This is a genomic window from Streptomyces hawaiiensis, from assembly GCF_004803895.1.
GTDB classification, from domain to species: domain Bacteria; phylum Actinomycetota; class Actinomycetes; order Streptomycetales; family Streptomycetaceae; genus Streptomyces; species Streptomyces hawaiiensis.
Map to the genome: position 1 here is coordinate 6,129,324 of NZ_CP021978.1, position 24,002 is coordinate 6,153,325.

The window sequence follows — 24,002 nt, forward strand, 5'->3', positions numbered from 1 at the left end:
GCCCCCGGGCCCCCGTTCGCCCTGAACGGACTCGTCCTCACACGCCGGACGGGCTGAGATTCTTCGGCTCGTCCGGCGTTTCGTATGCGTGCTCCCGCACCTCGACCCGGCGCAGCGTGATCGCCGCCAGCACCGCCGCGCCCAGCAGCAGGGCCGCGCCCGCGAGCGCCGCCCCGTTCATCCCGCTGGTGAAGGCCTCCCGGGCCGTCGTCGCCAGGGCGTCCCCCGTACGCCCCGGCAGTTGCTCGGCCACGGCCAGCGCGCCGCCCAGCGTCTCGTGGGCGGGGGCCGGGGCGGAGCCGGGGATCTCGCGGCGGTAGACGGCCGTACCGATCGAGCCCAGGACCGCCATGCCCAGGGCGCCGCCGAACTCCGCGCCGGTCTCCATCAGGGAGGAGGCGGTGGCCGCCCGTTCCACCGGGGCCGCGCCCATCGCCAGGTCCATGACCTGGGTCGTCACCATCACGATGCCGAAGGCCAGGACACCGCACGCGCTCAGCACGAGCCACATCGAGTCCGGGCCGGCGAGGGCCAGCAGCCCGTAACCGCTCGCGGAGATGACGAAGCCCGCCGTGACGACCGTCGTGCGGGACAGGCCCTTCTGGACCAGCACGGCAGCCATCGGAGCCGCCAGGCCGATCGGCACCGACGGGAGCAGCGACCACAGCGAGGCCTCCAGCGCGCTCTTGCCCAGCACCGACTGGATGTACTGGGTGGTGAAGAACGCCGAGCCCATCATCGCGAACAGGGAGAGCAGGTTGAGCGCGACGCCGGGCCCGAAGCCGCGGACGCGGAACAGCGCGGGCGGGATCATGGGTGAGGCCGACGTGCGCTGGCGGTGGACGAAGAGGGCCGCGAAGAGCAAACCGACGGTGATCGAGACGACGTACCGGACGTTCCAGCCCTCCGTCGTGATCTCCTTCAGGCCGTGGATCACCGGGAGCACCGCCGCCATCGACAGCGGCACGCTCAGCCAGTCGAAGCGGCCGGGGGAGGGGTCCCTCGACTCGGGGAGCAGGATCGGGCCGAGGACCAGCAGCAGGGCCATCGCGGGCAGGTTGACCAGGAAGACCGAGCCCCACCAGAAGTGCTCGACGAGCAGTCCGCTCATCACCGAGCCGAGCGCGACGCCGCCGGTCATCACGCCGGACCACAGGGCGATCGCCTTCGCGCGCTGCGCGGGGTCGGTGAACATCGTGCGGACCAGCGCCAGGGTCGACGGCATCAGGGTCGCGCCGCCGATGCCCAGCAGCGCGCGGGCCGCGATCAGGGCCTCAGGGTTGTGGGCGTACGCCGCGGCCAGCGAGGCGGCTCCGAAGGCGGCGGCGCCGATCAGCAGCAGCTTGCGGCGGCCGATGCGGTCGCCCAGCGCGCCCATCGTCATCAGCAGTCCGGCCAGGACGAAGGCGTAGATGTCGAAGATCCACAGCTGCTGGGTGCCGGTGGGTTCCAGATCGGCGCTGATCTGAGGGACCGCGAAGTAGAGCACCGACACGTCCATCGAGACGAGCAGCAGCGGAAGCATCAGCACGCTCAGGGCTGTCCATTCGCGGCGGCCGGCGAGGGCGTGCGGGTGGGGTTCGGTCGTCATGGGCAGGACTGTACGAGCGTCTTAAACGCTTGTCTAGTACGTGTGTTTAATACGCTCGTCTGGGTGCCGGATAGGGTGACATGCCATGGGACACCGTGAGGATCTGCTGGAAGGCGCCAAGCGCTGCCTGCTGGCGAAGGGCTTCCTGCGCACGACCGCGCGCGACATCGTCAAGGAGTCGGGGACCAACCTGGCGTCGATCGGCTACCACTACGGCTCGAAGGACGCGCTGCTGGCGCAGGCGTACGTCGAGATGGTGGAGGGGATGTCCGACGCGTTCGAGGGCGGCGGCGAGCTGGGGGGCGAGCCGGGTTCGTTGGAGCGGTTCACCGAGGTGTGGGCGAACATCATCGGGACCATGCGCGACCCAGGGTCCATGTGGCGGCTCAGCACGGAGATCGTCGCCATGGGGGACCAGCTGCCGGAGGTGCGGGAGCATCTCGCCCGGGCCCAGCGGGAGGGGGCGCGCGGCATCGTCACGCTCTTCCACGGAGGGCGCGAGGAGGACGTCCCCGAGGAGCGGGTGGACACCCTCGGGTACTTCTACCTGACCCTGATGATGGGGCTCATGGCGCAGTGGACGTTCGACCCCGAGAGGGCGCCGGAGGCGGGTCAGCTGGCGGCGGGGCTCCGCCAGGTGATCGAGGGCGTCAAGGAGACGTGACGCGCCCCTCGCGCATCTCGATCACCCGGTCCGCGAAGTGCCGTACGACCGCCCGGTCGTGGCAGATGAACAGGTAGCCCAGGCCCAGGTCGTCCTGGAGGTCGGCGAGCAGATTGAGCACGCCCGCCCGCACCGACGGGTCCAGTGACGACACCGGTTCGTCCAGGACCAGCAGGCGAGGATCGGAGGCCAGGGCGCGGGCGATGCCGGCGCGCTGGCACTGGCCGCCGGAGAGTTCGTGCGGCCGGCGGTCGCCGTACGCGGGGTCGAGGCCGACGCGGTCGAGGAGTCCGGCGACGCGGTCGGGGCCGTCGGTGGGATGCCAGCGGCCCTGGACCTTCAGTGGTTCGGCGATGGCGTCCCGGATGCGGTGGCGGGGGCTGAGCGTGCCGTACGGATCCTGGAAGACGGGCTGCATGCGGGGGCGCAGGGAGCGCAGTTCGCGTTCCGGGAGGGACGTCAGCTCCCTGCCTTCGAAGCGCACGCGTCCGGCGTCCGGGCGGCGCAGCTGGAGTACCGCCAGGGCGGTGGACGACTTGCCGCAGCCGGACGGGCCGTTCAGGGCGAGCGTCTCGCCGGCGGCCAGGGAGAAGGAGGCGCCGTCCACGGCGGTGACCGGGCCGTAGCGGACGACCAGGTCGCGGACATCGAGCAGGGGATCGTCGCTCATGCGGACTGCCGCTCCTCGAGGAACAGGTCGGTGGCCGGGTGGGGGAGATCCTCCGGGCGGTGGCAGGCGAGCAGGCGGCCGGCCACCTGCCGGGGCTCCGGTTCCGCCGTGTGGCAGGGGCCCGCCGCGAGCGGGCAGCGTGGGGCGAAGGCGCAGCCCGGCGGGAGCGCGCCCGGGGCGGGTGGGGTGCCGTGCAGGGCGGGGAGGCGGCGACCCGGGGCCGCGTGGTGCGGGAGGGAGGCGAGCAGGCCGGCCGTGTAGGGGGCGCGGGGACGGGTCAGCACCTCGCCCGCCGCACCGAGTTCGGTGAGGCGACCGGCGTACAGGACCAGCACGCGGTCCGCGTGGCCCTGTACGGCGTCCATGTCGTGCGTGACCAGGACGAGCGCGGCGCCGACGGCCTCCCGCTGCTCGGCGAGCAGCCGCAGCACCTGGTCGCGGCGCTCCTCGTCGAGGGCGGTGGTGGGCTCGTCGGCGACCACGATGTCCGGCTCGTTGACCGTGGCCATGGCGATCACCGCGCGCTGGCGCATACCGCCGGAGTACTCGTGCGGGTAGGCCCGCGCCCTGCGCGCCGCGTCCGGGATGCCGACGCGGTCGAGCGCCGCGACCGCCCGGGCCCGGGCCTCCTTGCGGGAGACGCCGGCCACCGACCGTACGGCGGCCGCGAGTTGGTCGCCGACCCGGTGCACGGGCGACAACGCGGACAGGGCGTCCTGCGGGACCAGGGAGACGCGCCGGCCGCGCTGGGCCGAGAGGTCCGGGCTGATCGTCCCGCTCGTGGCCGCGGCGCGCGGCAGCATGCCGAGGAGCGCACGGGCCGTGAGGGACTTGCCCGCTCCCGACTCGCCGACGATCGCCAGCACTTCGCGCGGTCGTACGTCGAAGGACAGGCCGCGCACCACCTCGACCCCGTCGAAGGAGATCCGCAGTTCGCGCACCGACAGCAGTGGCTCAGACTCCAACGGGGGCCTCCTTCTTGACCGGAGCGGGGGTGACGCGCCGTATCCTCCGGCCCTGCGTCAGCGCCGCCCCCGACACCGCGAGGCCGGCGAGCAGGGCCAGGGCCACCGCCGGGGCGAGGGCCGCCCACGGGGCGCGTTCCACGTAGGCGCGGGACTCGTCGAGCAGCAGGCCCCACTCGGGTGCGGGCGGCTGGGCGCCCAGTCCCAGGAAGCCCAGTGAGGCCAGGGCCAGGGCGATGCCCGGCAGGCGCAGCAGGGCGTGGCGGGCGACCGGGGCGGCCACGGACGGCAGGACGTGCCGGGTGAGGATCCAGAACGGGCTCGCTCCGATGGCCCGTTGAGCGGTCAGGAACGCCGACGCCCGTACCTCCTGCACCAGCGCCGCCGCGTGCGCGGACAGGGCCGGCCAGGAGATCAGCGCGACCGCGAGGGCGGCGCCGCCGGTGCCGGGACCGGCGGCTGCCGCCACCAGGATGCCGACGATCACCGGGGGCAGGGCGTTGGCGATGTCCGCCGCGCCCTCCGCGATCCGGGGCAGGAAACCGAGGGCGAGCGCGACCAGCAGGCTCAGCAGGCAGACGGCCGCCGCCGTGCCGACCGTGGAGGCGGCGCCGTGGCCCAGCCGGGCGAGCACGTCACGGCCGAGGCCGTCGGTGCCGAGCGGGTGGGTCCAGGAGGGCGCGGCCAGCCGGGCCGTGGTGTTCACGGCGTAGGGGTCGCGCAGCAGGCCCCAGCCGATGGTCACGGCGAGGACGGTGAACAGCGACAACGGGATCGCGGGATGTGCGCGCACCGGCCGCGCCGGAGGCAGCGCCAGCGAGGCGTCCCGCAGGGCCGGGCCCAGCAGCCGTCGTCGGGCGAATGCCGCCAGCGCGCCCGTGACCAGGCCGAGCGCGAGCAGCGCGAGCACCGAGCCCTGGAGCAGCGGCAGATCCTGCGACTTGGCCGCACCGAGCGCGCTGCGGCCGATGCCCGGCACGGCGAAGACCGTCTCCACGGCGACCGCGCCGCCGGTGAACCCCACGGCGACCATGCCGAACTGCGGGACCAGGGGCGGCAGGACACGGCGCAGCGCGGCGCCCGCGATCCGCGCCCGGCTCACCCCCGCGCCCCGCCACAGCTCCACCCACCGCTCGTCGAGTACGGCGGGCAGGGCGTCCGCGACCAGACGGCCGAGCAGCCCGCCGCCGGGGACGCCGAGGGCCACGGCCGGCAGGACCATGTTCTCCGGTCCCACCCAGCCCGACGTCGGCAGCCATCCCAGCCACACCCCGAACACCAGCAGCGCGACGGTGGCCAGCAGGAACTCGGGTACGGCGGCCAGCATCGCGGCCCACGCCCCGGCCGAGGCCCGGCCCCGCACCAGCACCGGCGCGACCAGCGCGCACGCCAGCAGCAGCGCCACGGCGAGCGAGGCGCCCATCAGCACCAGCGACACCTGGAGTCCGGAGACCACCGAGGGCAGGACCTCGGTGCCCGACACCCAGGAGGTGCCGAGGTCGCCGTGCAGCAGGTCCGAGGCCCAGCCGCCCAGCAGGGACAGAGGGCCGGCGTCCAGGCCGAGGTCCCGCCGTACGGAGTTCAGGGCTTCCTCGGTCGGATCCTGCTCGGCGGAGCGGGCTCGCAGCACGGCCAGGGCCGGGTCCCTGCCGGAGAGCCAGGGCAGCAGCCCGACGGCGGCCAGGACGGCGATCAGGCAGAGCAGGCGGGTCAGCGTGGCGGCACCCGCCAACCGGCGTATACGGACCTTCACTTGAGGTAGGTGTCCGCCGTGACCAGCTCCCGCTCACGCGGGTCGTGGGCCGCGTCGGCCACACCGGCGGCATCGCCCTGGATCACGCGCTCGTGCAGCATGGGCACGGCGGCGTCGGTGCCGAGCACGGCGGCCTCGGCGGCGATGACCGCCTTGCGCCGGGCGTCACCGGTCGGCGTCCGGCCGGCCTTCCCCAGGGCCTTGTCCACGTCGGCGTCCGCGAGCTGGGAGATGTTGAAGGAGCCGTCGGAGGCGAAGTCGCTGTAGAGGTAGGCGGCCGGATCGCCGGAGTCGAGGACGGTGGCCCGGGAGAGGATGAACGCGTCGAACTCGCCCGCCAGCGCGTCGGACTCGATGTTGGCGTACTCGCGGACGTCGAGCTTCACCTTGAACCCGGCCTTCTGCAGCTGCTGTTGCAGCGCGGCGGCCACCTCGGGCAGCTCGGCGCGGTCGGTGAAGGTGCCGAGGGTGATCGTCTTGCCGGCCGGGTCGCCGGCCTTGGCCCGCCGCACCGGCTTCCGCAGCTCGGCCGCCCACGGCAGGGCGGGGCCGAGCAGCCCCTCGGCGACGTCGGCGCGCCCCTCGTACACGCCCTTCACGATCGACTCGGCGTCGACCGCCTCGCGGGCCGCCGCCCGCACCGCGGCGTCCTTGAAGGCGCCCTTCTCGGTGTTGAGGTACAGGGTGTTGGTGCGCGGCATGGGGACCTCGGTGATCAGGTCCTGGTCCAGCACCGCCGCCTGCGACACCGGCACCGCCTCGACGATGTCGGCCTCGCCGCTGCGCAGGGCCGCCGCGCGGGCGGTGCCGTCGGGCACGAACCGCACGTCGATGCCCGGGGCCTTGGCCTTCTTGCCCCAGTAGCCGTCGTAGCGGTCGAGGGCGGCGGAGGAGGTGCCGTTGGCCTTCGTCAGCTCGAAGGGGCCGGTACCCGCGCCGACGGGGTTGACGGTCTTGCCCCGGTAGGCCTTGGCGGCGAGGATCGACAGCTGCGGGGAGCTGAGCCGCTGCGGGACCAGGGGGTCCTCGGTGGCGGTGGTGACGGTGACCTTGTCGCCGTCGGCCTTCGCGGTCAGGTCCACGCCGTCGAGGATGCGGGGCTTGGGGGAGGCGGCGGCGGCCCTGGTGAGGGAGTTGACGACGGCTTCGGCGGTGAGCTTCGTCCCGTCGTGGAAGGTGACTCCGTCGCGCAGGGTGAAGCTCCAGCTCGGGCCGGACTGCTTCCACTCGGTGGCCAGGGCGGGCTCGGCGTCACCGTCCGCGTCGAGCTTCACGAGGGTCTCGGCCGTGGACCAGCGCGACAGTTTGAAGGCGTCGTCAGACAGCGGGGACAGGCCGGAACGCGGGGGCTGCATCATCGCCAGACGGATGCGCTTGCCCTGGCCGGAGGCGGAGTCGCCGTCGCCGCCCGAGAAGCATCCGGTGAGCAGGGCGGAGGCCGCGGTGACGGCTATGAGGGGGACGAGACGAGCAGGGACGCGCACGGGACACCTCGGCAAAGGCATGGTCAATGGTTGAACGCGCCACGACCGTAGCATGATGACAATCGTTTTCAGAAGCGGCCCGACGGTCAGGGGACCGGACGGAAGTACTTCCGCAGTGCCCAGGCCGCGAGTCGCCGGCCCGTGGCGGCTCCCGCCTCGTCGGCCGTCCGGGTGTGGATCCCGCCCCAGATCCGGGCGTCGACGACGTCCCGCTCGTACGCGTGGGCGTAGCGGTAGTGGCGGGTCGTACCGGTGGTGGCCGACCGGATGCGCAGGTCGACCTCAGGGGTGCCGAGGATCCCGGTCAGCATGCGCATCAGCGCGCCGCCCATGGTGGCGTGGCCGCTGAGGTAGTCCGGATGTGACGGGGTGTCGAGCAGCGGCTCCCAGCCCCGGTCCGGCCGGGTCGCCGGGTTGCCGTCGCTGTCCGCCTCCCGGATGGCGGTGACAGGGCGCCAGGTGCCGTAGTGCAGTTTGGAGTCCCAGGCGGTGATGACGGCGTCCGCCTGGACCGTGTTGGCCGCCGCGTACAGGCGCGCCGTCTCGGCGATGCCGAGTCCGTGCCGGGTGGCGTGGTCGCCCAGGGCCTCCTGCAGGTCCGGGGCGACGAAGTACAGCGCGGTGTCCGTCTGTTCGGGGGTCCGGCGCGAGCCGGTCAGCCCTCCGTAGTACGCCAGTTCATTGAGGTCCTTCGCGTACCGGGCCGAGCGGAGGGAAGGCGGCGGGCCGGGGCGGAACTGGTGCGGGGAATCCAGCAGCAGGGGCCGGACCCTGCCGACCCAGGCCGTGGTGAAGGGCTCGTGGCCGGGAGGAGTGGGCCGCCAGACGCCGGGTCGCGGGCGGGCGGGAAAGCGCACCGACGCGCCGCGGCCGTCACCGCGGCGCAGGCCGATGACGTGGTCGGCGGCGAGCTTCCCGAACGCGATGCCCTCCTCCTCGGCCTCGCCGTCGGGGATCTGCGCGAGGGTGCCGGTCAGGGCGGTGTCCAGCCGGGGCGCGGCCCCGGGGAAGCGATGGCGCAGCACCTGGTGCGCCGCCGAGGCGGCGGCCGCCGCGGACGAGGCCGTACGAGGTGCCCGCTCGTCCCACTGGTACGGGGTGAAGCGGCCCGTGACGCCGACGACGGCGTTGTAGACGGCGGTGGAGACGTAGGACTGAAGGATGAACAGCTCGGCCGGGGACGGGCGGGCCTCGGCCTTGATGATGGCATCCGCCGTGTGCATCCACTCGACGACGACCGACGCGCCCCCTTCCTCCGGGGCGGCAGGCCCGGCCCCGGACGCCGCTCGCGCGCTACCCCCGGGCCCGGCACTCGCGTGAGCTCCCGGCAGCGCGAGCGCGAGCACCCCGCAGGCCAGACCCGTCACCGCCGCTCGTGTCGCAGACCAGGCACGTCGGTTCCGCACGTGAGCTCCTCCCGCCGATGGCACACCGGAAGAACCGTGACCGGCCGCGGCCACCGAGGTTGGGGGGCCGTCCTGAAACCGCCCGTTCGGGCGAGGGTTCTCACCCGGACGGCCCTGGGGTCTCGCCGGGGGCGAGCCGAGCCCCTTTCAGAGCCATGTGCAGCAGCAGGCGGTCCTCGCCGTCGTCCAGGTCGAGGCCGGTGAGCTTCTCGATCCGGGACAGGCGGTAGTACAGGGTCTGGCGGTGGATGCCCAGCTCGGCGGCGGCCCGGGCGGCCTGGCCCGCGCAGTCGAGGTAGACCTCGGCGGTACGGGCCAGGTCGTGGTGGACCGGGGCGAGCAGCGTGCGGGCGACGGGGTCGTGGGCGACTTCCGGGGGCAGGGCCGTGAGCAGCCGGAACGGCCCGATCGACGCCCACTGCGCGACCGGCCCGAACCGCGCCTCGGCCAGCGCCGCCCGGGCGGCCGCCGACGCCTCCCACCAGGCGGTCGCCAGGCCGGCGAGGCCGGAGCGGGGGGTGGCGATACCGGCGGCGGGGCTCCCGGCTGCGCCCGAGGCGCCGTCCGTGCCGGCGGTGGTGGCTCCGCTCGAACCGCTGCCGCCCGACCCCTGCGCAGTCGCGCTCGCCGGTCCGCTCCCCCCACGCGCCCGCTCCAGCAACCGCCCCGCCGCCGTCGTCGCCGGTGTCAGGACGTCCGGGGAGCGCAGGCGGATCAGGACCGCCAGGCACTGGGCCGTCGCCCCCCACGGCAGGGTGCACAGGGCCGTCGCGCCCGGGACCGCGCGGACCGACGGGGCGTCGTCGGGGTCGGCCGAGGGCCAGGGGGCGACGCACATCAGGGCATGGAGGCCGTCGGCGCGGGGGCCGAGAGCGGTGCGGAGCTCGGCGATGGCCATGTCGCCCTGCCAGCCGCGCTCGGCGGTGAGGACCGCCCTCAATTCGCGGCTGAGGTCGGCGCCGTGCTGGGCCTCGTCCGCGAGCAGGGCACCGATGCGGGCCGTGACCTGCATGGCCGCGGCGAGCTGGGGTTCGCTCGGGCCGGGATCGTCGTCCAGGAGCCAGACGTAGCCGTGCACCACGCCCCGGTGCCGGACGGGGAGGCAGATCCGGCCCCGGTAGACCCCGGCCTCCGGTGTCGGGGGGATACGGACCGGGCCCGCCGCCCGGGTGATGCCGAAGCCCTCGAACCACGCCCGGACCGCCGCCGTCGAGCGGCGGGTGAGGATCGAGCGGGTGCGCACGGGGTCCAGGGCCGACGGATCGAGGTCGCCCTCACTGTCGTACGCCCCGAAGGCGATCAGCTCGAAGTCCCGGTTCTCCAAGGTCGCGGGCGCGCCGAGCAGCTCCGAGATCTCGTCGACCAGCTCCTCGTAGTCGCCCCTGTGTTCCGACGTCACCCGGGCATTGTCGCGCACTTCCCGGAGCCCTTCATACATCTGTCTGAGATCTGCGGCACGGATGCGTGACAGCTGTCGATGGCAGACGATCGGGAGGATCCTTAGGTTTCACGGTGGTTCTCCGTGCCGTACCCGACGCGTCAGACGCGCGGGGTCCGGCCTTCACGTTGCTTGTGCTCTGGAGGTGCCCCGTGCTGGGTCCCGTGATTCTCGCCGCGTCGCGCAGCGACCGGATGCGACGCCTGGTCTCGGCGGCCCCGGTGACCAAGCAGGTCGTCGACCGCTTCATCCCGGGCGAGGACGTCGACGACATCGTCCCCGTCGTCCGGGACCTCGCGGACGACGGCCTCGAGCTGACGATGGACGTCGTCGGCGAGGACATCACCAACCCCACGCAGGCCGCCGCCGCCCGGGACGCCTACCTGGAGCTCGTCGACCGCCTCAAGCCGCTGGAGCTCGGCACCCGCGCCGAGATGTCGGTCAAGCTGTCGATGTTCGGACAGGCCCTCCCGTCACCCACCACCGCCCTGTTCGAAGGGCCCTGCGGGCCCACCCGCACATTCCAGGACGGCCACGAGCTGGCCCTGAAGAACGTCCGCCCGGTCGTCGAGGCCGCCGCCGAGATCGGCACCACGGTCACGCTCGACGCCGAGGACCACACCACCCTCGACTCGATGTTCGCCATCCACGAGGAACTGCGGAAGGACTTCCCGCAGACCGGCTGCGTCATCCAGGCGTACCTCTTCCGCACCGAGGCCGACGCCCGCCGACTCGCCGCGAGCGGCAGCCGGGTGCGTCTGGTCAAGGGCGCGTACAAGGAGCCGGCCTCGGTCGCGTACCAGGACAAACACGAGATCGACCGGGCCTACGTCCGGGTTCTGAGGACGCTGATGGCGGGGGAGGGGTACCCGATGATCGGGTCCCACGACCCGCGCCTGATCGCGATCGGCCAGGAACTCGCCCACCAGGCCGGGCGCAAGCTCGACGAGTACGAGTTCCAGATGCTCTATGGCATCCGCACCGAGGAGCACCGGCGGCTGGCCGCCGAGGGCCACCGGATGCGCGTGTACACCGCGTACGGCACCGACTGGTACGGCTACTTCATGCGCCGTCTCGCGGAGAAGCCGGCCAACCTGCGCTTCTTCGCCCGCTCGATGCTCACCAAGGGCTGACAGCCCTTCAAGGGCTGAGACCGAAACACCGCTCAGTAAGGAGTTACGGAAACCATGGACGCTGTGACCCAGGTCCCCACCCCCGTCAACGAGCCGGTGCAGGGCTACGCCCCCGGCTCGCCCGAGCGGGCCCGGCTGGAGGCCCGGCTGAAGGAGCTGGCCGACAACCCCGTCGACCTGCCCTGCACCATCGGCGGCGAGAAGCGGATGGGCGGCGGCGAGGCCTTCCAGGTCGTCCAGCCGCACAACCACCAGGCCGTGCTCGGCACGTACCGCAACGCCACGCAGGCGGACGCCCAGGACGCGATCGACGCGGCCCTGGCCGCCGCGCCCGCCTGGCGCGCCCTGTCCTTCGACGACCGCGCGGCGATCATCCTGCGTGCCGCCGAGCTGCTGTCCGGCCCGTGGCGCGAGACGCTCGCCGCCTCGACCATGCTCGGCCAGTCCAAGACCGCCCAGCAGGCCGAGATCGACACGCCCTGCGAGCTGATCGACTTCTGGCGCTTCAACGTCTCCTACGCCCGCAACCTGCTGGCCGAGCAGCCGCCGGCCAACGCCCCGGGCGTGTGGAACCGTCTGGACCACCGCCCGCTGGAGGGCTTCGTCTACGCGGTCACGCCCTTCAACTTCACCGCCATCGCGGGCAACCTGCCGACGGCCCCGGCCCTGATGGGCAACGTCGTCGTCTGGAAGCCGTCCCCGACGCAGACCCACGCCGCCGTGCTGCTCATGCAGCTGCTGGAGGAGGCCGGTCTGCCCAAGGGCGTCATCAACCTCGTCACCGGCGACGGCATCGAGGTCTCCAAGGTCGCCCTGGAGCACCGCGACCTCGCCGGCATCCACTTCACCGGCTCGACCCCGACCTTCCAGTACCTGTGGAAGACGGTCGGCGCGAACATCGAGAAGTACCGCACCTACCCCCGGCTGGTCGGCGAGACCGGCGGCAAGGACTTCCTCGTCGCCCACCCGTCGGCCGACCCGGCCATCCTGAAGACCGCCCTGACCCGCGGTGCCTTCGAGTACCAGGGCCAGAAGTGCAGCGCCACGTCCCGCGCGTACGTCCCCGCCTCGATCTGGAACTCCGGCTTCAAGGAGGAGTTCGCCGCCGAGGTCGACGGCATCAAGATGGGTGACGTCACCGACCTGTCGAACTTCATCGGCGCCGTCATCGACGAGCGTGCCTTCGCCAAGAACAAGGCCGCCATCGACCGCGCCAAGAACGACGCCTCCTGCACGATCGTCGCGGGCGGCACCTACGACGACTCCGAGGGGTACTTCGTCCGCCCGACGGTCATCGAGTGCACGGACCCGGAGAACGAGGTCTTCCGCACCGAGTACTTCGGCCCGATCCTCGCCGTGCACGTGTACGACGACAGCTCGGCCGGCAGTTACGACGAGATGCTGACCCAGATGGAGTCCGTCTCCGACTACGCCCTGACCGGCGCGGTCATCGCGAACGACCGCGCGGCGGCGGCCTACACCATGGACAAGCTGCGCTACGCGGCCGGCAACTTCTACATCAACGACAAGTCGACCGGTGCCGTCGTCGGCCAGCAGCCCTTCGGCGGCGGCCGCGCCTCCGGCACCAACGACAAGGCCGGCGCCCCGCAGAACCTGATGCGCTGGACCCTGACCCGCGCCATCAAGGAGACGCTGGTCCCGCCGACGGACTACCCGTACCCGCACATGGGCTGACACCCAGCCACACCGACGGGCCAGGTGACGAAATCACCTGGCCCGTCGGCATGCCCGGGGGAAGACTGGCACGATGACCACCCGCGTGCGCACCGCCCACACCGCCGACCTCACCCCCGCCGAACTCGACGCCGTGCGCGGCCTCCTGGACGCCGCGTTCGACGGCGACTTCGGCGACGACGACTGGGACCACGGCCTCGGCGGCATGCACGCCCTCGTCCACGACGACTCGGGGCTCGCCGCGCACGGCGCGGTCGTGATGCGCCGGGTGCGGCACCGCGGTACGTGGCTGCGCACCGGGTACGTCGAGAACGTCGCCGTCCGTGCCGACGCGCGCCGCACCGGCCTCGGCGGGCTGGTCATGGCGGAACTGGAACGCGTCGTCGACCGCGCCTACGACCTCGGCGCCCTGTCCGCCAGCGACGACGGGGCCCGGCTCTACACCTCCCGCGGCTGGGAGCCGTGGACCGGTCAGGTGCATGCCCTCAGCCCGCGGGACGGCATCGTCCGCCTGCCGGACGAGGAGGGCGGCACCTACGTCCGTGCCGCCCTGGCCGGCTCCCTCGACCCCGGGCAGGAACTGCTCTTCGACTGGCGCGACGGCGACGTCCTCTAAGAGATCACCGCAGGTCACAGCAGTGTGACCCAATCCACCGTCTCAGATAGTAGGAAGTCCGAGTAATTGTGGAGACAGACGCTCCGCGCTCCCTTAGCTTTGTAGGAGCCGAACGTCTCGCTCGACCAAGCGAATGGCGGACGTGAGCCGGGCCCCGTGCAGGCAACCCCTGCGGCACCGCTGCTCTCCGCCCCTTCCGGCGTCTCGTAACCCTCCCTGTGCACTCCGTGCTGTCGAAGGAGTCGATTTCCCATGGCCGAGACGACCGTCCGCCGCCGAGTCCGTCACGTTTCCCGTACGACCGAATCCGACCGCAAGAACGCCGCCGCAGCGCTCCAGCGCGCCCTCGACCGCAGGGACAACGGCGGATCCAGCGGCCACTGAGCCGCATCAGGACGGGAGCCGCCCGACGAGGCGCGGTGCGGGGCCTTCACGCCCCGCGCCGCACCTCGAAATGGTCGATCCGCGCACCGCTCGACGTCAGCGCCGACACCTTCAGTCCCGGCCTGGCGCCGCTCTCCGCCTCCACCGAGAGGAACGAGAAGCCGCGGTAGCGCACCCGCGACCACTGTGCCGACTCCGCCTTGGTCTCCCGTGACGTGGTCCACCGGAACGTGGCGACCGGCTCGTGGTCGGCGGCGTTCCCCTCGTAGCTCTCCTTCACGCCGTCGGGGAAGCCGTACAGCTCCTTGCCGCCGCCGCCCGCGGTGACGTACACGATCCCGTCCCGCCGCGGATCCGTCGTGCCGCCGACCGGCACCGGCCTGCCCACCTCGCCGCCCCGGATGGCATCCGTCCGCTCGTAGACGTGGTTGTGCCCGTTGATCACCAGGTCCACCTCGTGCCGGGCGAACAACGGCAGCCACTCGGCGCGCACCCCGCCGTCGGAGGCGTGCGTGGACGTCGAGTACGCGCAGTGGTGGAAGAACACGACGATGAAGTCGACGTCCTTCGAACTCCTCAACTCGCCGAGCTTCCTGTCCAGCCACCGCGTCTGCCTCCCCTCCGTGTAGCCGAAGTTGGCGGGGATCTCGTACGACACGTCGTTCGCGTCCAGCGCGATAACGCCGACGTTGCCGTACGTGAAGGCGTACACGCCCGGTGCCGTACGCGCGTCGAAGCCGCTGTCCGGCAGGGAGAACCGGGCGAGTTGGCCGCCGTAGCCGTCGGGTGAGTACCAGGCCTCCATGTCGTGGTTGCCGGTCGTCACCATCCACGGCACCGACCTGGCCACCGGCTCGGTCTGCTTGAGGAACCGGTCCCACTGGCTCGCGTCGAAGACGTCCGACTCCTTGCCCTTGCCGGTGGGGTCGGCGTAGCAGATGTCGCCGGCGTGCAGATGGAACGCGGGCTCGCGGCGCAGAAGCGTTCGGTCGTTCAGGGCCGCCTCCTCGCCGACGCCCTGGTCGCCGAACGCGGTGAACACGAACCGCTCCGGCGGGCTCGCGGGTGCCGTGCGGAACGACGTGACGGTCGAGCGGTGCCGCGGGGAGGCCGGGTCGAAGCCCTCGTGGCCGACGCCGTAGTAGTACGTCGTGTCCGGGCGCAGACCGTCCAGCGCGGCGTGCGGGTAGTACTGCTCGACCGCCGCCCGTACGCCCTTCAGCTCGGGGGTGTGCAGGGCGCGCAGCTCCGCATCGACCTTGCGGCCGAGGTCGTCGGGGCGCAGACCCACCCGGACGTAGGGCCCCCGTACCGCGAGCGGCACCTGCCAGGAGATCCGCATCTGCGTCTTCGGGTCGGCGCCGAAGGCGAGATGGCGGCCGAAGGGCGTGATGAGGGAACCGGGCGCCTTCGACGTGCTGGGCGACGGGCTCCCGGACGCCGTGGCGCCGCCCTGCCCGGAACGGGAGCCGGAACCGGAGCAGCCGGTCAGCAGTCCGCTCGCCACCGCGCCCGCGGTCACCAGGGTGCGCCGCCGCGACAGTCGCGTCCGCAGGTACTCGTGCTGCTCCGCCATGCTCATGCGGCCGGCGAGCTCGGGCGGGATGCCGAAGTGGGGGATCTCCATGTCCAGTGAACTTCCCAGCGTAGGCCAACGTCCGCACCACGTGCGGGTGAACGGCACCGGGCGGACGCGTGCCGTCCCCCGGTCGGGTGCCTCCCACCTGTCCGCATCACGGACACCGAGTGTCATCCCATGGGACGGGGAGTAGGGTGCCCGCATGTCTCGCAGCCTCAATCTCGCAGTGATCCCCGGTGACGGCATCGGCCAGGAGGTCGTGGCCGAAGGTCTGAAGGTCCTCTCCGCCGTCCTTCCGCAGGATGTGAAGCTGGAGACCGAGGAGTACGACTTCGGCGCCCGGCGCTACCACGCCACCGGTGAGACCCTCACCGACGCCGACCTCGACGCCCTGAAGCGGCACGACGCCATCCTGCTCGGCGCGATCGGCGACCCGAGCGTGCCGTCCGGCGTCCTGGAGCGCGGCTTCCTGCTCAAGCTCCGCTTCGCTTTCGACCACCACGTCAACCTGCGCCCGTCGAAGCTCCTGCCGGGTGTCGCCACCCCGCTCGCGGGCGAGCCGCAGATCGACTTCGTCGTGGTCCGCGAGGGCACCGAGGGCCCGTACACCGGCAACGGCGGCACGATCCGCAAGGGCACCGAGCACGAGGTCGCCACCGAGGTCTCCGTGAACACGGCCTTCGGTGTCGAGCGCGTGGTCCGCGACGCCTTCGCCCGTGCCCAGGCCCGCCCGCGCAAGAAGCTGGCGCTGATCCACAAGAACAACGTGCTGACCTTCGCGGGTCACCTGTGGACGAACATCTTCAACAAGGTGGCCGAGGAGTTCCCCGAGGTCACCACCGAGTACATGCACGTGGACGCGGCGACGATCTACCTCGTCACGCAGCCCGAGCGCTTCGACGTGATCGTCACCGACAACCTCTTCGGCGACATCGTCACCGACCTCGCCGCGGCCGTCTCCGGCGGCATCGGCGTCGCCGCCAGCGGGAACATCAACCCGGCCGGCGACTTCCCCTCGATGTTCGAGCCCGTGCACGGCTCGGCCCCGGACATCGCCGGCCAGGGCAAGGCCGACCCGACCGCCACCGTGCTGTCCGTCGCCCTGCTCCTGCGCCACCTCGGCTACGAGGCCGAGGCCGCCCGCATCGACGAGGCGGTCGCCGCCGACCTCGGCGAGCGCGCCGGCAAGCCCGCCCGCTCCACCTCGGAGATCGGCGACGCGCTCGCCGTACGCGTAGCCGGCTGACCCGCCGCTGCTTTCCGCAAGCCGCCGGGTCGCATCCGCACCCGGCGGCTTCCGCATGTTCCCGCCGGGTGCCACCATCGACCACCGGGCCGCATTCACCCCGTTCCTTCCGCCGCCGCCCCCGGGCGATAATCGAACGCGAGGCCGCGGAATGAGGGAATGCTCGGACGTCCTAGCACTGGTCACCATCAGAGCAGTACCGAGCGCGGCCCGTCACTACAACCGGTGAAGGACATCAACCCATGACGACGCCCACGATCGAGCTCAAGCCCTCCGCCAACCCGCTCTCCGCCGCGGAACGCGCGGGGATCCTGGCCAACCCCGGTTTCGGCCGCCACTTCACCGACCACATGGTGACGATCAAGTGGACGGAAGGCCGCGGCTGGCACGACGGTCAGCTCGTGCCGTACGCGCCGATCTCCCTGGACCCCGCCACCACGGTCCTGCACTACGCCCAGGAGATCTTCGAGGGGCTGAAGGCCTACCGCCAGCCCGACGGGTCCGTCGCCACCTTCCGCCCCGAGAAGAACGCCGAGCGGTTCCAGCGCTCCGCGCGCCGGCTCGCGATGCCCGAGCTGCCGGTCGAGACGTTCATCGAGGCGTGCGACGCCCTGGTGAAGCAGGACAAGGCATGGGTGCCGGCGCACGGCGGCGAGGAGTCCCTCTACCTGCGCCCGTTCATGATCGCCACCGAGGTCGGGCTGGGTGTGAAGCCGGCCAACGAGTACCTGTTCCTGGTGATCGCCTCTCCGGCCGGGGCGTACTTCCCCGGTGGTGTGAAGCCGGTGTCCATCTGGGTCTCCGAGGACCGCGTCCGTGCCGTCCCCGGCGGCATGGGTGACGCGAAGACGGGCGGCAACTACGCGGCGTCCCTGCTCGCGCAGGCCGAGGCCGCGGCGAAGGGCTGCGACCAGGTCTGCTACCTCGACGCCGTGGAGCACACGTGGGTCGAGGAGCTGGGCGGCATGAACCTGTACTTCGTGTACGGCGACAAGATCGTCACGCCGTCGCTCACCGGGTCGATCCTTGAGGGTGTCACGCGCGACTCCCTGCTCGCCGTCGCCCGTGACCTCGGATACGAGGCGGAGGAAGGCCGGGTCTCGGTCGACCAGTGGCAGCGGGACGCGGAGAACGGGTCGCTGACCGAGGTGTTCGCCTGCGGTACGGCCGCGGTGATCACCCCCGTCGGTACGGTGAAGCGGGCCGGGGCGGAGTGGAAGCAGAGCGGGGGAGAGCCGGGCGAGGTCACGCTGCGGCTGCGGCAGGCGCTGCTCGATGTTCAGCGGGGTACGGCCTCCGACGCGCACGGTTGGATGCACCGTCTGGGCTGAGTAGCCCCGCACCCCGGGGACTCCGTTTCCGGCCCCCGGCCTGTGTCCACCCACCGCCCCATCCGGTCGGACAGGAAGCGGAAGTCGCCTCCACGGCCCCGGGCTCGACTGAAGTCGAGCCCGGGGCCGCAGCATATTGGAGCAACGCTCAAATAAACCTTGCCGGCTGTGCGACGGCAACCCGTGGGTTGCGGAAATCCCCGGTTAGAGTGATGCTCTAAACTGTGGATGGCAAGGAGGTGCCCAGGCGTGAGACTGACCCCCACCGAACGTGACCGGCTGCTGCTCTTCTCGGCCGCCGAGCTGGCCCGGGCCCGCAGGGCGCGCGGTCTGCGGCTGAACGTGCCGGAGACGACCGCCCTGGTCGCGGACACCGTGTGCGAGGCCGCCCGGGACGGCGCACGGCTTGCCGAGGCGATCGAGCGCGCGCGGGCGGTGCTCGGCCCGGACGACGTGCTGCCCGGTGTCGCCGCCGTCGTCACCGAGGTGCACGTGGAGGCCGTCTTCGACGACGGCTCACGGCTCGCGGTCGTCTCCGACCCCGTCGGCGGCGGCTCGGGCCCGGACGCCCCGGGTGCGCTGCTGCCCGGGCCGGAGCAGGCCGAACCCGAGCCGGCCGAACGGCTCACGGTCACGAACACCGCGGCGGTGCCCGTCTCGGTGACCTCCCACTTCCACTTCTTCGAGGCCAACCCGCGGCTCGACTTCGACCGCGGGCGGGCCTACGGCATGCGGCTCGCCGTGCCCGCGGGGTCGTCCGTGCGGTTCGGGCCGGGGGAGAGCGTCGAGGTCGGGCTGGTGCCGATGGGGGGTGAGCGGATCGCGATCGGGTTCGCCGGGCTGGTCGACGGACCGCTGGACGCCCCCGGCGCCCGCGAGGAGGCACTGCGCCGGGCCGCCGCCTGCGGCTACCTCGGCATACCGGACACACCGCCTGAGCAGGAGGTCGAACGATGAGGCGCCAGGGGCGCGGCCCCGCCGGGTGCGCGGGGCGAGCGATGAGCCGCCTGGGGTGCGGCCCCGCCGGGTGTGCGGGGCGGGTGATGGGGCGGCCGGGAGGTCGCTCTGCCGAGCGGGCGGCCGTCCACGGCCGCGCCGGCGGCCGCGTGCGCCCGGTCGCGCCGGGCACACCCGGGCAGGAGGCGGAGCGATGAGCCGCCCGGGAGGCCATCCCGCCGAGGCCCGCCGCCTCACCCCGCACGAGTACGCCGCCACCCACGGCCCCCGCGCCGGCGACCGCATCCGTCTCGGTGACTCGGGGCTGACCATTCGCGTCGAGTCCGACTCCCAGCGGTACGGCGAGGAGTTCCTCGCCGGGTTCGGCAAGACCGCCCGTGACGGACTGCACCTGAAGGCCGCCGCGGTCCGGGAGACCTGTGACGTCGTGGTCAGCAACGTCGTGGTGATCGACGCCGTGCAGGGCATCCGGAAGGTCTCGATCGGCATCCGCGAGGGCCGGATCCGCTCGATCGGGCGGGCCGGTAACCCCGACACCCTCGACGGAGTCGACGTCGTCGTCGGCACGGGCACCTCCATCGTCTCCGGCGAGGGCCTCATCGCCACCGCCGGGGCCGTCGACACCCACGTCCACCTGCTGTCGCCGCGCGTCATGGAGGCCTCGCTCGCCTCCGGCGTGACCACGATCATCGGGCAGGAGTTCGGCCCGGTGTGGGGCGTCGGCGTCAACTCGCCCTGGGCGCTGCGGCACGCGTTCAACGCGTTCGACGCCTGGCCGGTCAACATCGGCTTCCTGGGCCGGGGCTCGTCGTCCCACCCGGCACCCCTCATCGAGGCCCTGGCCGAGGGCGGCGCGTCCGGCTTCAAGGTGCACGAGGACATGGGCGCCCACACCCGCGCGCTGGACACGGCACTACGCGTCGCCGAGGAGCACGACGTCCAAGTCGCCCTGCACAGCGACGGGCTGAACGAGTGCCTCTCCGTCGAGGACACCCTGCGGGTGCTGGAGGGCCGGACCATCCACGCCTTCCACATCGAGGGCTGCGGCGGCGGGCACGTCCCCAACGTCCTGAAGATGGCGGGCGTACCGAACGTCATCGGCTCCTCCACCAACCCGACCCTGCCCTTCGGCCGGGACGCCGTCGCCGAGCACTACGGCATGATCGTCTCGGTCCACGACCTGAAGACCGACCTGCCCGGCGACGCCGCCATGGCCCGGGACCGCATCAGGGCCGGAACCATGGGCGCCGAGGACGTCCTGCACGACCTGGGCGCCATCGGGATCACCTCCTCGGACGCGCAGGGCATGGGACGCGCGGGCGAGACGGTCCGCCGTACGTTCGCCATGGCCGGGAAGATGAAGGCCGAGTTCGGTGCCCCGAACGACGAGCACGACAACGAGCGCGTCCTGCGCTACATGGCCAAGCTGACCATCAACCCGGCCCTCGCGCACGGGCTCGCGCACGAGGTCGGGTCGATCGAGACCGGCAAGCTCGCCGACATCGTGCTGTGGCGGCCCGAGTACTTCGGCGCCAAGCCGCAGCTCGTGCTGAAGGCCGGCTTCCCGGCGTACGGCGTGACCGGCGACCCGAACGCGGCGACCGACACCTGCGAACCCCTCGTCCTCGGGCCGCAGTTCGGCGCACACGGGGCGACACCGGCCGACATCTCGGTGGCGTTCGTCGCCCGGGCCGCGCTCGACCAGGGGCACGACACCATGCCGACCCGCCGCCGCAGGGTCACCGTGCGCGGCACCCGCGGCATCGGCCCGGCCGACCTGCGCCTCAACTCCCGTACCGGAGCCGTCGACGTCGACCAGCGCACCGGTCTGGTCACCCTCGACGGCGAGCCGCTGCGCTCCGAACCCGCCGAGTCCGTCTCCCTCAACCGTCTCTACTTCCTCTGAGGATCAACCATGTCCGCAGCCGCCGACGGCTTCCGCATGCCCGCCGAATGGGTTCCGCACGAGCGGACCTGGATGGCCTGGCCGGGCCCGAACCCCACCTTCGAAGACCCCGGGGAGCTGGCCGCCGCCCGCGTCGCCTGGGCCGCGGTCGCCCGGGCCGTCCGCCGCTTCGAACCGGTGACGGTGGTGTGCGGGCCGGGGCAGTCGGGCGAGGCGCGGGCGCTGCTGGGTGAGGGCATCGACACGGTCGAGCGGGACCTCGACGACGCCTGGATGCGTGACATCGGCCCGACCTTCCTCACCAACGGGAAGGGCGAACTGGCTGCCGTCGACTGGACGTTCAACGGCTGGGGCGCCCAGGATTGGGCCCGCTGGGAGCACGACGCGAAGATCGCCGGGCACGTCGCGGACCTCGCCGGGGCACGCACGTACGCCTCGAAGCTCGTCAACGAGGGCGGGGCGATCCATGTCGACGGCGAGGGCACCGTCCTGCTGACCGAGACCGTCCAGCTCGGCCCGGAGCGCAACCCGGGCTGGACCCGCGAGCAGGTCGAGGCCGAGATCCACGCCCAGCTCGGCACCCGCAAGGCGATCTGGCTGCCGCGCGGCCTGACCGGCGACTACCCTCCCCCAAGCTCTCCGCCTCGCTCGGGCAGGGGGTACCCCCACCCCGGTTTCGGCACCCTCGGCCACGTCGACATCGTCGCGGCCTTCGCCCGGCCGGGCGTCGTCGTGGCCCACTCGCAGCCGGACCCCGCCCACCCCGACCACGAGGTGACCCGGGAGGTCATCGGCCTGCTGAAGGCCCGGACGGACGCGCGCGGCCGCCGCCTGGAGGTCGTCGAGATCCCTGCCCCGACCGTCCTGGAGGCCGACGGCCACTGGGCTGACTACTCCTACATCAACCACTACCTCTGCAACGGCGGCGTGGTGCTGTGCGGCTTCGACGACCCGCGCGACGAGATCGCAGCCGGCATCTTCCGCCGGCTGTTCCCCGAGCGGACCGTGACGCTGGTGGACGCCCGTACGATCTTCGCGGGCGGTGGAGGCATCCACTGCATCACCCAGCAGCAGCCGAGGACCTAGGAGTGCACATGGCCGGTGGGCGAAGGCAGGCCCCGCCCCGCGAGGACGTGCTCGCCGCCGCCATGGAGATGATCGCCCAGCGCGGCCTGGAGAAGCTCACCATGGCCGCGCTCGGGCGCGAGGTCGGCATGAGCAGCGGGCACCTGCTCTACTACTTCGGCTCCAAGGACGAGCTGCTGCTGCGCACCCTGGAGTGGAGCGAGGGCCGGCTCGGGGTCGAGCGGGGGCGCTTGCTGACCCGGACCGCGCCCGCCCGCGAACGCCTCGACGTCTACGTCGACCTGTACGTCCCCGACGGCCACCGCGACCCGCACTGGTCGCTGTGGCTGGAGGTCTGGAACCGCTCGCAGAACGCCGACGCCGACGCCCGCGACCGGCAGGCCGCGATCGAGGGCGCCTGGCACCGCGACCTGGTCGCACTGCTCGCAGAGGGCATCTCGCGGGGCGAGTTCCGGCGCGTCGACCCGGACCGCTTCGCCGCCCGTCTGCGGGCCCTGCTGGACGGCTTCTCCCTCCACGTGGCGATCGGCCTGCGCGGCACCGACCGGGCGCAGATCCTGCGCCACGTGCACGAGTTCCTCGCCGACAGTCTCCTCGCGGACACCTGAACGCACGCCCGGGTTGTACTCAATACGACGGATTGACCCTCCGGCCCTTGGTGATGTTGGCTCGGGGGAGCCCTCGGCGCGGGGCCGGGGGATCAGCGTCCACGGGGAACACAGGGGGAACACTTACATGATCAGCACCAAGAGGGCCACGTCCGTCGCGCTCGGCGTGGTCCTGGCCGTCGCGCTCGGCACCGCCGCAGCTCTGCCCGCGGCCGCCGCGACCACGGCACCGCGGACCGAGAAGGCGAGCGTCGCCCCGGACGGCACCGACGGCAACGGCCCCTCCGGCGGGCCGAGCCTGAGCGCCGACGGCCGACATCTCGCCTTCGTCTCCAGCGCCGACAACCTCGTCGCCGGGGACACCGACGGCACCGCCGACGCCTTCGTCCGTGATCTGAAAACCGGCACGACCCGGCCGGCCGGCCGTTCGGTGGACGGCTCCATCGAGGACGTCGCCCTGAGCGGCAACGGCCGCTACCTGGCCTTCAGCGCCACCACCGCGAGCGACGGCCTGAGCCACATCTGGGTCGAGGACCTCACCACCGGCGCCGTGCAGCGGATCAAGGACACCGTCGACACCGGCTACGACACCGGCCGTCAGCCCGCCATCAGCGCCGACGGCCGCTACGTCGCCTTCGTCGCCCAGCAGTCCGGCTTCGGCGAGGGCGAGGACCGCTGGGGACGCGTCTACCGGGTCGACCGCACCAGCGGCAAGGCGGTCCGCATCAGCCAGGTGCCCGCCGCCGGTGACCGCAAGACCGCCGCCACTCACCCGTCCATCAGCGCCGACGGCAAGCGCGTCGGCTACCAGTTCTTCGTCCCGCACCCCGCCTCGGGCGACTGGAGCGACGCATACGTCCGTGACGTCCCGAGCGGCGAGCTGATCCGGGCCGACCGGGCCCCGGACGGCCGGACCTCCGACGGACAGACCGAGTTCCCGCAGGTCAGCGCGGACGGCCGGTACGCGGTCTTCAACTCGCTCGACTCGCAGCTCACCCCGGGCGACACCAACCAGGGGCACAACGTCTTCGTCCGCGACCTGAACACGGGTGAGCTGCGCCGGATCGACGCCGCCGACCCGGCCGCCTTCACCGCGTATCCGCGGCTCAGCGCCGACAACCGGTATCTGGCCTTCGCCTCGGCCGACCCGGGCGACACGAACCACACGACCCGCGCGTACGTCCGCGACCTGCGCGCCGGGCGCACCGTCCTCGCCAGTCCGGACGCCCAGGGCGGCCCGAACGGCCAGAGCGTGTCCGCCCCGGTGATCGACCGCGACGGCCGCACCGTCGCGTTCAGCAGCTCATCGGCCGACCTCGTGCCCGGCGACACGTACGACACCTCGCACGTCTACGTCCGCCGACTGAAGTGACCGACCGCATCCTGAGACGGCGGTGAGCGAAGCGCGGGGGTTGTGCCAGACTGCCCCCGTGCTCTCGTTCGCCATGATTATTGGCAGCAGGCGCGCCGGTCCGCAGTGACCGCCACGT

20 protein-coding genes are annotated in these 24,002 nt (G+C 72.5%); 12 read left to right on the forward strand and 8 right to left on the reverse strand.

Annotation, left to right across the window (positions count from 1 at the left end):
• Positions 1 to 37 precede the first annotated feature (37 nt).
• Positions 38 to 1,591: an MFS transporter gene (locus CEB94_RS28440; RefSeq protein WP_175434891.1), complete on the reverse strand. Its 1,554-nt coding sequence runs from the start codon at positions 1,589 to 1,591 to the stop codon at positions 38 to 40.
• Positions 1,592 to 1,676: 85 nt separating this feature from the next.
• Here CEB94_RS28440 and CEB94_RS28445 point away from each other — a divergent pair, with 85 nt between their 5' ends.
• A complete protein-coding gene (locus CEB94_RS28445; RefSeq protein ID WP_175434892.1) occupies positions 1,677 to 2,255 on the forward strand; it encodes a TetR/AcrR family transcriptional regulator in 579 nt (192 codons plus the stop codon).
• Here CEB94_RS28445 and CEB94_RS28450 read toward each other — a convergent pair.
• From CEB94_RS28450 to CEB94_RS28475, 6 genes are all read right to left on the reverse strand, one after another.
• A complete protein-coding gene (locus tag CEB94_RS28450) occupies positions 2,242 to 2,925 on the reverse strand; it encodes an ATP-binding cassette domain-containing protein (protein ID WP_175434893.1) in 684 nt (227 codons plus the stop codon). The two genes, CEB94_RS28445 and CEB94_RS28450, sit on opposite strands and share 14 nt — an antisense overlap.
• Positions 2,922 to 3,890: an ABC transporter ATP-binding protein gene (locus CEB94_RS28455; RefSeq protein ID WP_175434894.1), complete on the reverse strand. Its 969-nt coding sequence runs from the start codon at positions 3,888 to 3,890 to the stop codon at positions 2,922 to 2,924. The genes CEB94_RS28450 and CEB94_RS28455 overlap by 4 nt, the downstream gene beginning before the upstream one ends.
• Positions 3,880 to 5,643, reverse strand: a complete 1,764-nt coding sequence (locus CEB94_RS28460; protein WP_246111938.1) for an ABC transporter permease subunit — start codon at positions 5,641 to 5,643, stop codon at positions 3,880 to 3,882. The genes CEB94_RS28455 and CEB94_RS28460 overlap by 11 nt, the downstream gene beginning before the upstream one ends.
• Positions 5,640 to 7,127, reverse strand: a complete 1,488-nt coding sequence (locus CEB94_RS28465; protein WP_175434895.1) for an ABC transporter substrate-binding protein — start codon at positions 7,125 to 7,127, stop codon at positions 5,640 to 5,642. Before CEB94_RS28465 ends, CEB94_RS28460 begins: the two co-directional genes overlap by 4 nt.
• An 86-nt stretch (positions 7,128 to 7,213) precedes the next feature.
• Entirely contained in the window at positions 7,214 to 8,533 is a 1,320-nt protein-coding gene (locus CEB94_RS28470) for a vanadium-dependent haloperoxidase (RefSeq protein ID WP_246111939.1), read from the reverse strand.
• A gap of 100 nt (positions 8,534 to 8,633) precedes the next feature.
• Positions 8,634 to 9,971, reverse strand: coding sequence for a helix-turn-helix domain-containing protein (locus tag CEB94_RS28475; RefSeq protein ID WP_425472498.1), 1,338 nt, complete (start codon positions 9,969 to 9,971; stop codon positions 8,634 to 8,636).
• 152 nt (positions 9,972 to 10,123) lie between these two features.
• On the opposite strand from CEB94_RS28475, the gene CEB94_RS28480 reads away from it, so the two are divergent.
• The 4 genes from CEB94_RS28480 (at position 10,124) to CEB94_RS41765 (ending at position 13,799) form a co-directional block, all read left to right on the forward strand.
• A complete protein-coding gene (locus tag CEB94_RS28480; RefSeq protein WP_175434897.1) occupies positions 10,124 to 11,104 on the forward strand; it encodes a proline dehydrogenase family protein in 981 nt (326 codons plus the stop codon).
• A gap of 54 nt (positions 11,105 to 11,158) precedes the next feature.
• Positions 11,159 to 12,799 (forward strand): L-glutamate gamma-semialdehyde dehydrogenase, encoded by a 1,641-nt coding sequence (gene pruA, locus CEB94_RS28485; protein WP_175434898.1) that lies wholly within the window; start codon positions 11,159 to 11,161, stop codon positions 12,797 to 12,799.
• Positions 12,800 to 12,872: 73 nt separating this feature from the next.
• Entirely contained in the window at positions 12,873 to 13,415 is a 543-nt protein-coding gene (locus CEB94_RS28490) for a GNAT family N-acetyltransferase (RefSeq protein ID WP_175434899.1), read from the forward strand.
• 252 nt (positions 13,416 to 13,667) lie between these two features.
• Positions 13,668 to 13,799, forward strand: a complete 132-nt coding sequence (locus tag CEB94_RS41765) for a hypothetical protein (RefSeq protein WP_104781486.1) — start codon at positions 13,668 to 13,670, stop codon at positions 13,797 to 13,799.
• 46 nt (positions 13,800 to 13,845) lie between these two features.
• Here CEB94_RS41765 and CEB94_RS28495 read toward each other — a convergent pair whose 3' ends face one another.
• Complete coding sequence (locus tag CEB94_RS28495) at positions 13,846 to 15,426, reverse strand: purple acid phosphatase family protein (protein ID WP_175434900.1); 1,581 nt, start codon at positions 15,424 to 15,426, stop codon at positions 13,846 to 13,848.
• A 154-nt stretch (positions 15,427 to 15,580) separates the two neighbouring features.
• Here CEB94_RS28495 and CEB94_RS28500 point away from each other — a divergent pair, with 154 nt between their 5' ends.
• From CEB94_RS28500 to CEB94_RS28530, 7 genes are all read left to right on the forward strand, one after another.
• Complete coding sequence (locus CEB94_RS28500; RefSeq protein ID WP_175434901.1) at positions 15,581 to 16,624, forward strand: 3-isopropylmalate dehydrogenase; 1,044 nt, start codon at positions 15,581 to 15,583, stop codon at positions 16,622 to 16,624.
• Positions 16,625 to 16,866: 242 nt separating this feature from the next.
• Positions 16,867 to 17,955, forward strand: a complete 1,089-nt coding sequence (locus CEB94_RS28505; protein ID WP_175434902.1) for a branched-chain amino acid aminotransferase — start codon at positions 16,867 to 16,869, stop codon at positions 17,953 to 17,955.
• A gap of 249 nt (positions 17,956 to 18,204) precedes the next feature.
• Positions 18,205 to 18,912 carry an urease subunit gamma gene (ureA, locus tag CEB94_RS28510; RefSeq protein WP_175434903.1) on the forward strand — a complete coding sequence of 236 codons (708 nt, stop codon included), beginning with the start codon at positions 18,205 to 18,207 and terminating at the stop codon, positions 18,910 to 18,912.
• Positions 18,913 to 19,105: 193 nt separating this feature from the next.
• Complete coding sequence (locus tag CEB94_RS28515) at positions 19,106 to 20,818, forward strand: urease subunit alpha (RefSeq protein ID WP_175434904.1); 1,713 nt, start codon at positions 19,106 to 19,108, stop codon at positions 20,816 to 20,818.
• 9 nt (positions 20,819 to 20,827) lie between these two features.
• A complete protein-coding gene (locus CEB94_RS28520; RefSeq protein WP_175434905.1) occupies positions 20,828 to 21,904 on the forward strand; it encodes an agmatine deiminase family protein in 1,077 nt (358 codons plus the stop codon).
• A gap of 8 nt (positions 21,905 to 21,912) precedes the next feature.
• Entirely contained in the window at positions 21,913 to 22,512 is a 600-nt protein-coding gene (locus CEB94_RS28525; RefSeq protein ID WP_175434906.1) for a TetR/AcrR family transcriptional regulator, read from the forward strand.
• A 127-nt stretch (positions 22,513 to 22,639) separates the two neighbouring features.
• Positions 22,640 to 23,884, forward strand: coding sequence for a TolB-like translocation protein (locus CEB94_RS28530; RefSeq protein WP_175434907.1), 1,245 nt, complete (start codon positions 22,640 to 22,642; stop codon positions 23,882 to 23,884).
• Positions 23,885 to 24,002: the final 118 nt, after the last annotated feature.

Bases quoted from the DNA above. Each gene is read 5' to 3' on its own strand.
- CEB94_RS28505 (WP_175434902.1), top strand. From the start codon at position 16,867: ATGACGACGCCCACGATCGAGCTCAAGCCCTCCGCCAACCCGCTCTCC.
- CEB94_RS28445 (WP_175434892.1), top strand. From the start codon at position 1,677: ATGGGACACCGTGAGGATCTGCTGGAAGGCGCCAAGCGCTGCCTGCTG.
- CEB94_RS28515 (WP_175434904.1), top strand. From the start codon at position 19,106: ATGAGCCGCCCGGGAGGCCATCCCGCCGAGGCCCGCCGCCTCACCCCG.
- CEB94_RS28500 (WP_175434901.1), top strand. From the start codon at position 15,581: ATGTCTCGCAGCCTCAATCTCGCAGTGATCCCCGGTGACGGCATCGGC.
- CEB94_RS28490 (WP_175434899.1), top strand. From the start codon at position 12,873: ATGACCACCCGCGTGCGCACCGCCCACACCGCCGACCTCACCCCCGCC.
- CEB94_RS41765 (WP_104781486.1), top strand. From the start codon at position 13,668: ATGGCCGAGACGACCGTCCGCCGCCGAGTCCGTCACGTTTCCCGTACG.
- CEB94_RS28450 (WP_175434893.1), bottom strand. From the start codon at position 2,925: ATGAGCGACGATCCCCTGCTCGATGTCCGCGACCTGGTCGTCCGCTAC.
- CEB94_RS28475 (WP_425472498.1), bottom strand. From the start codon at position 9,971: ATGTATGAAGGGCTCCGGGAAGTGCGCGACAATGCCCGGGTGACGTCG.
- CEB94_RS28495 (WP_175434900.1), bottom strand. From the start codon at position 15,426: ATGGAGATCCCCCACTTCGGCATCCCGCCCGAGCTCGCCGGCCGCATG.
- CEB94_RS28520 (WP_175434905.1), top strand. From the start codon at position 20,828: ATGTCCGCAGCCGCCGACGGCTTCCGCATGCCCGCCGAATGGGTTCCG.
- CEB94_RS28530 (WP_175434907.1), top strand. From the start codon at position 22,640: ATGATCAGCACCAAGAGGGCCACGTCCGTCGCGCTCGGCGTGGTCCTG.
- CEB94_RS28525 (WP_175434906.1), top strand. From the start codon at position 21,913: ATGGCCGGTGGGCGAAGGCAGGCCCCGCCCCGCGAGGACGTGCTCGCC.
- pruA (WP_175434898.1), top strand. From the start codon at position 11,159: ATGGACGCTGTGACCCAGGTCCCCACCCCCGTCAACGAGCCGGTGCAG.
- CEB94_RS28440 (WP_175434891.1), bottom strand. From the start codon at position 1,591: ATGACGACCGAACCCCACCCGCACGCCCTCGCCGGCCGCCGCGAATGG.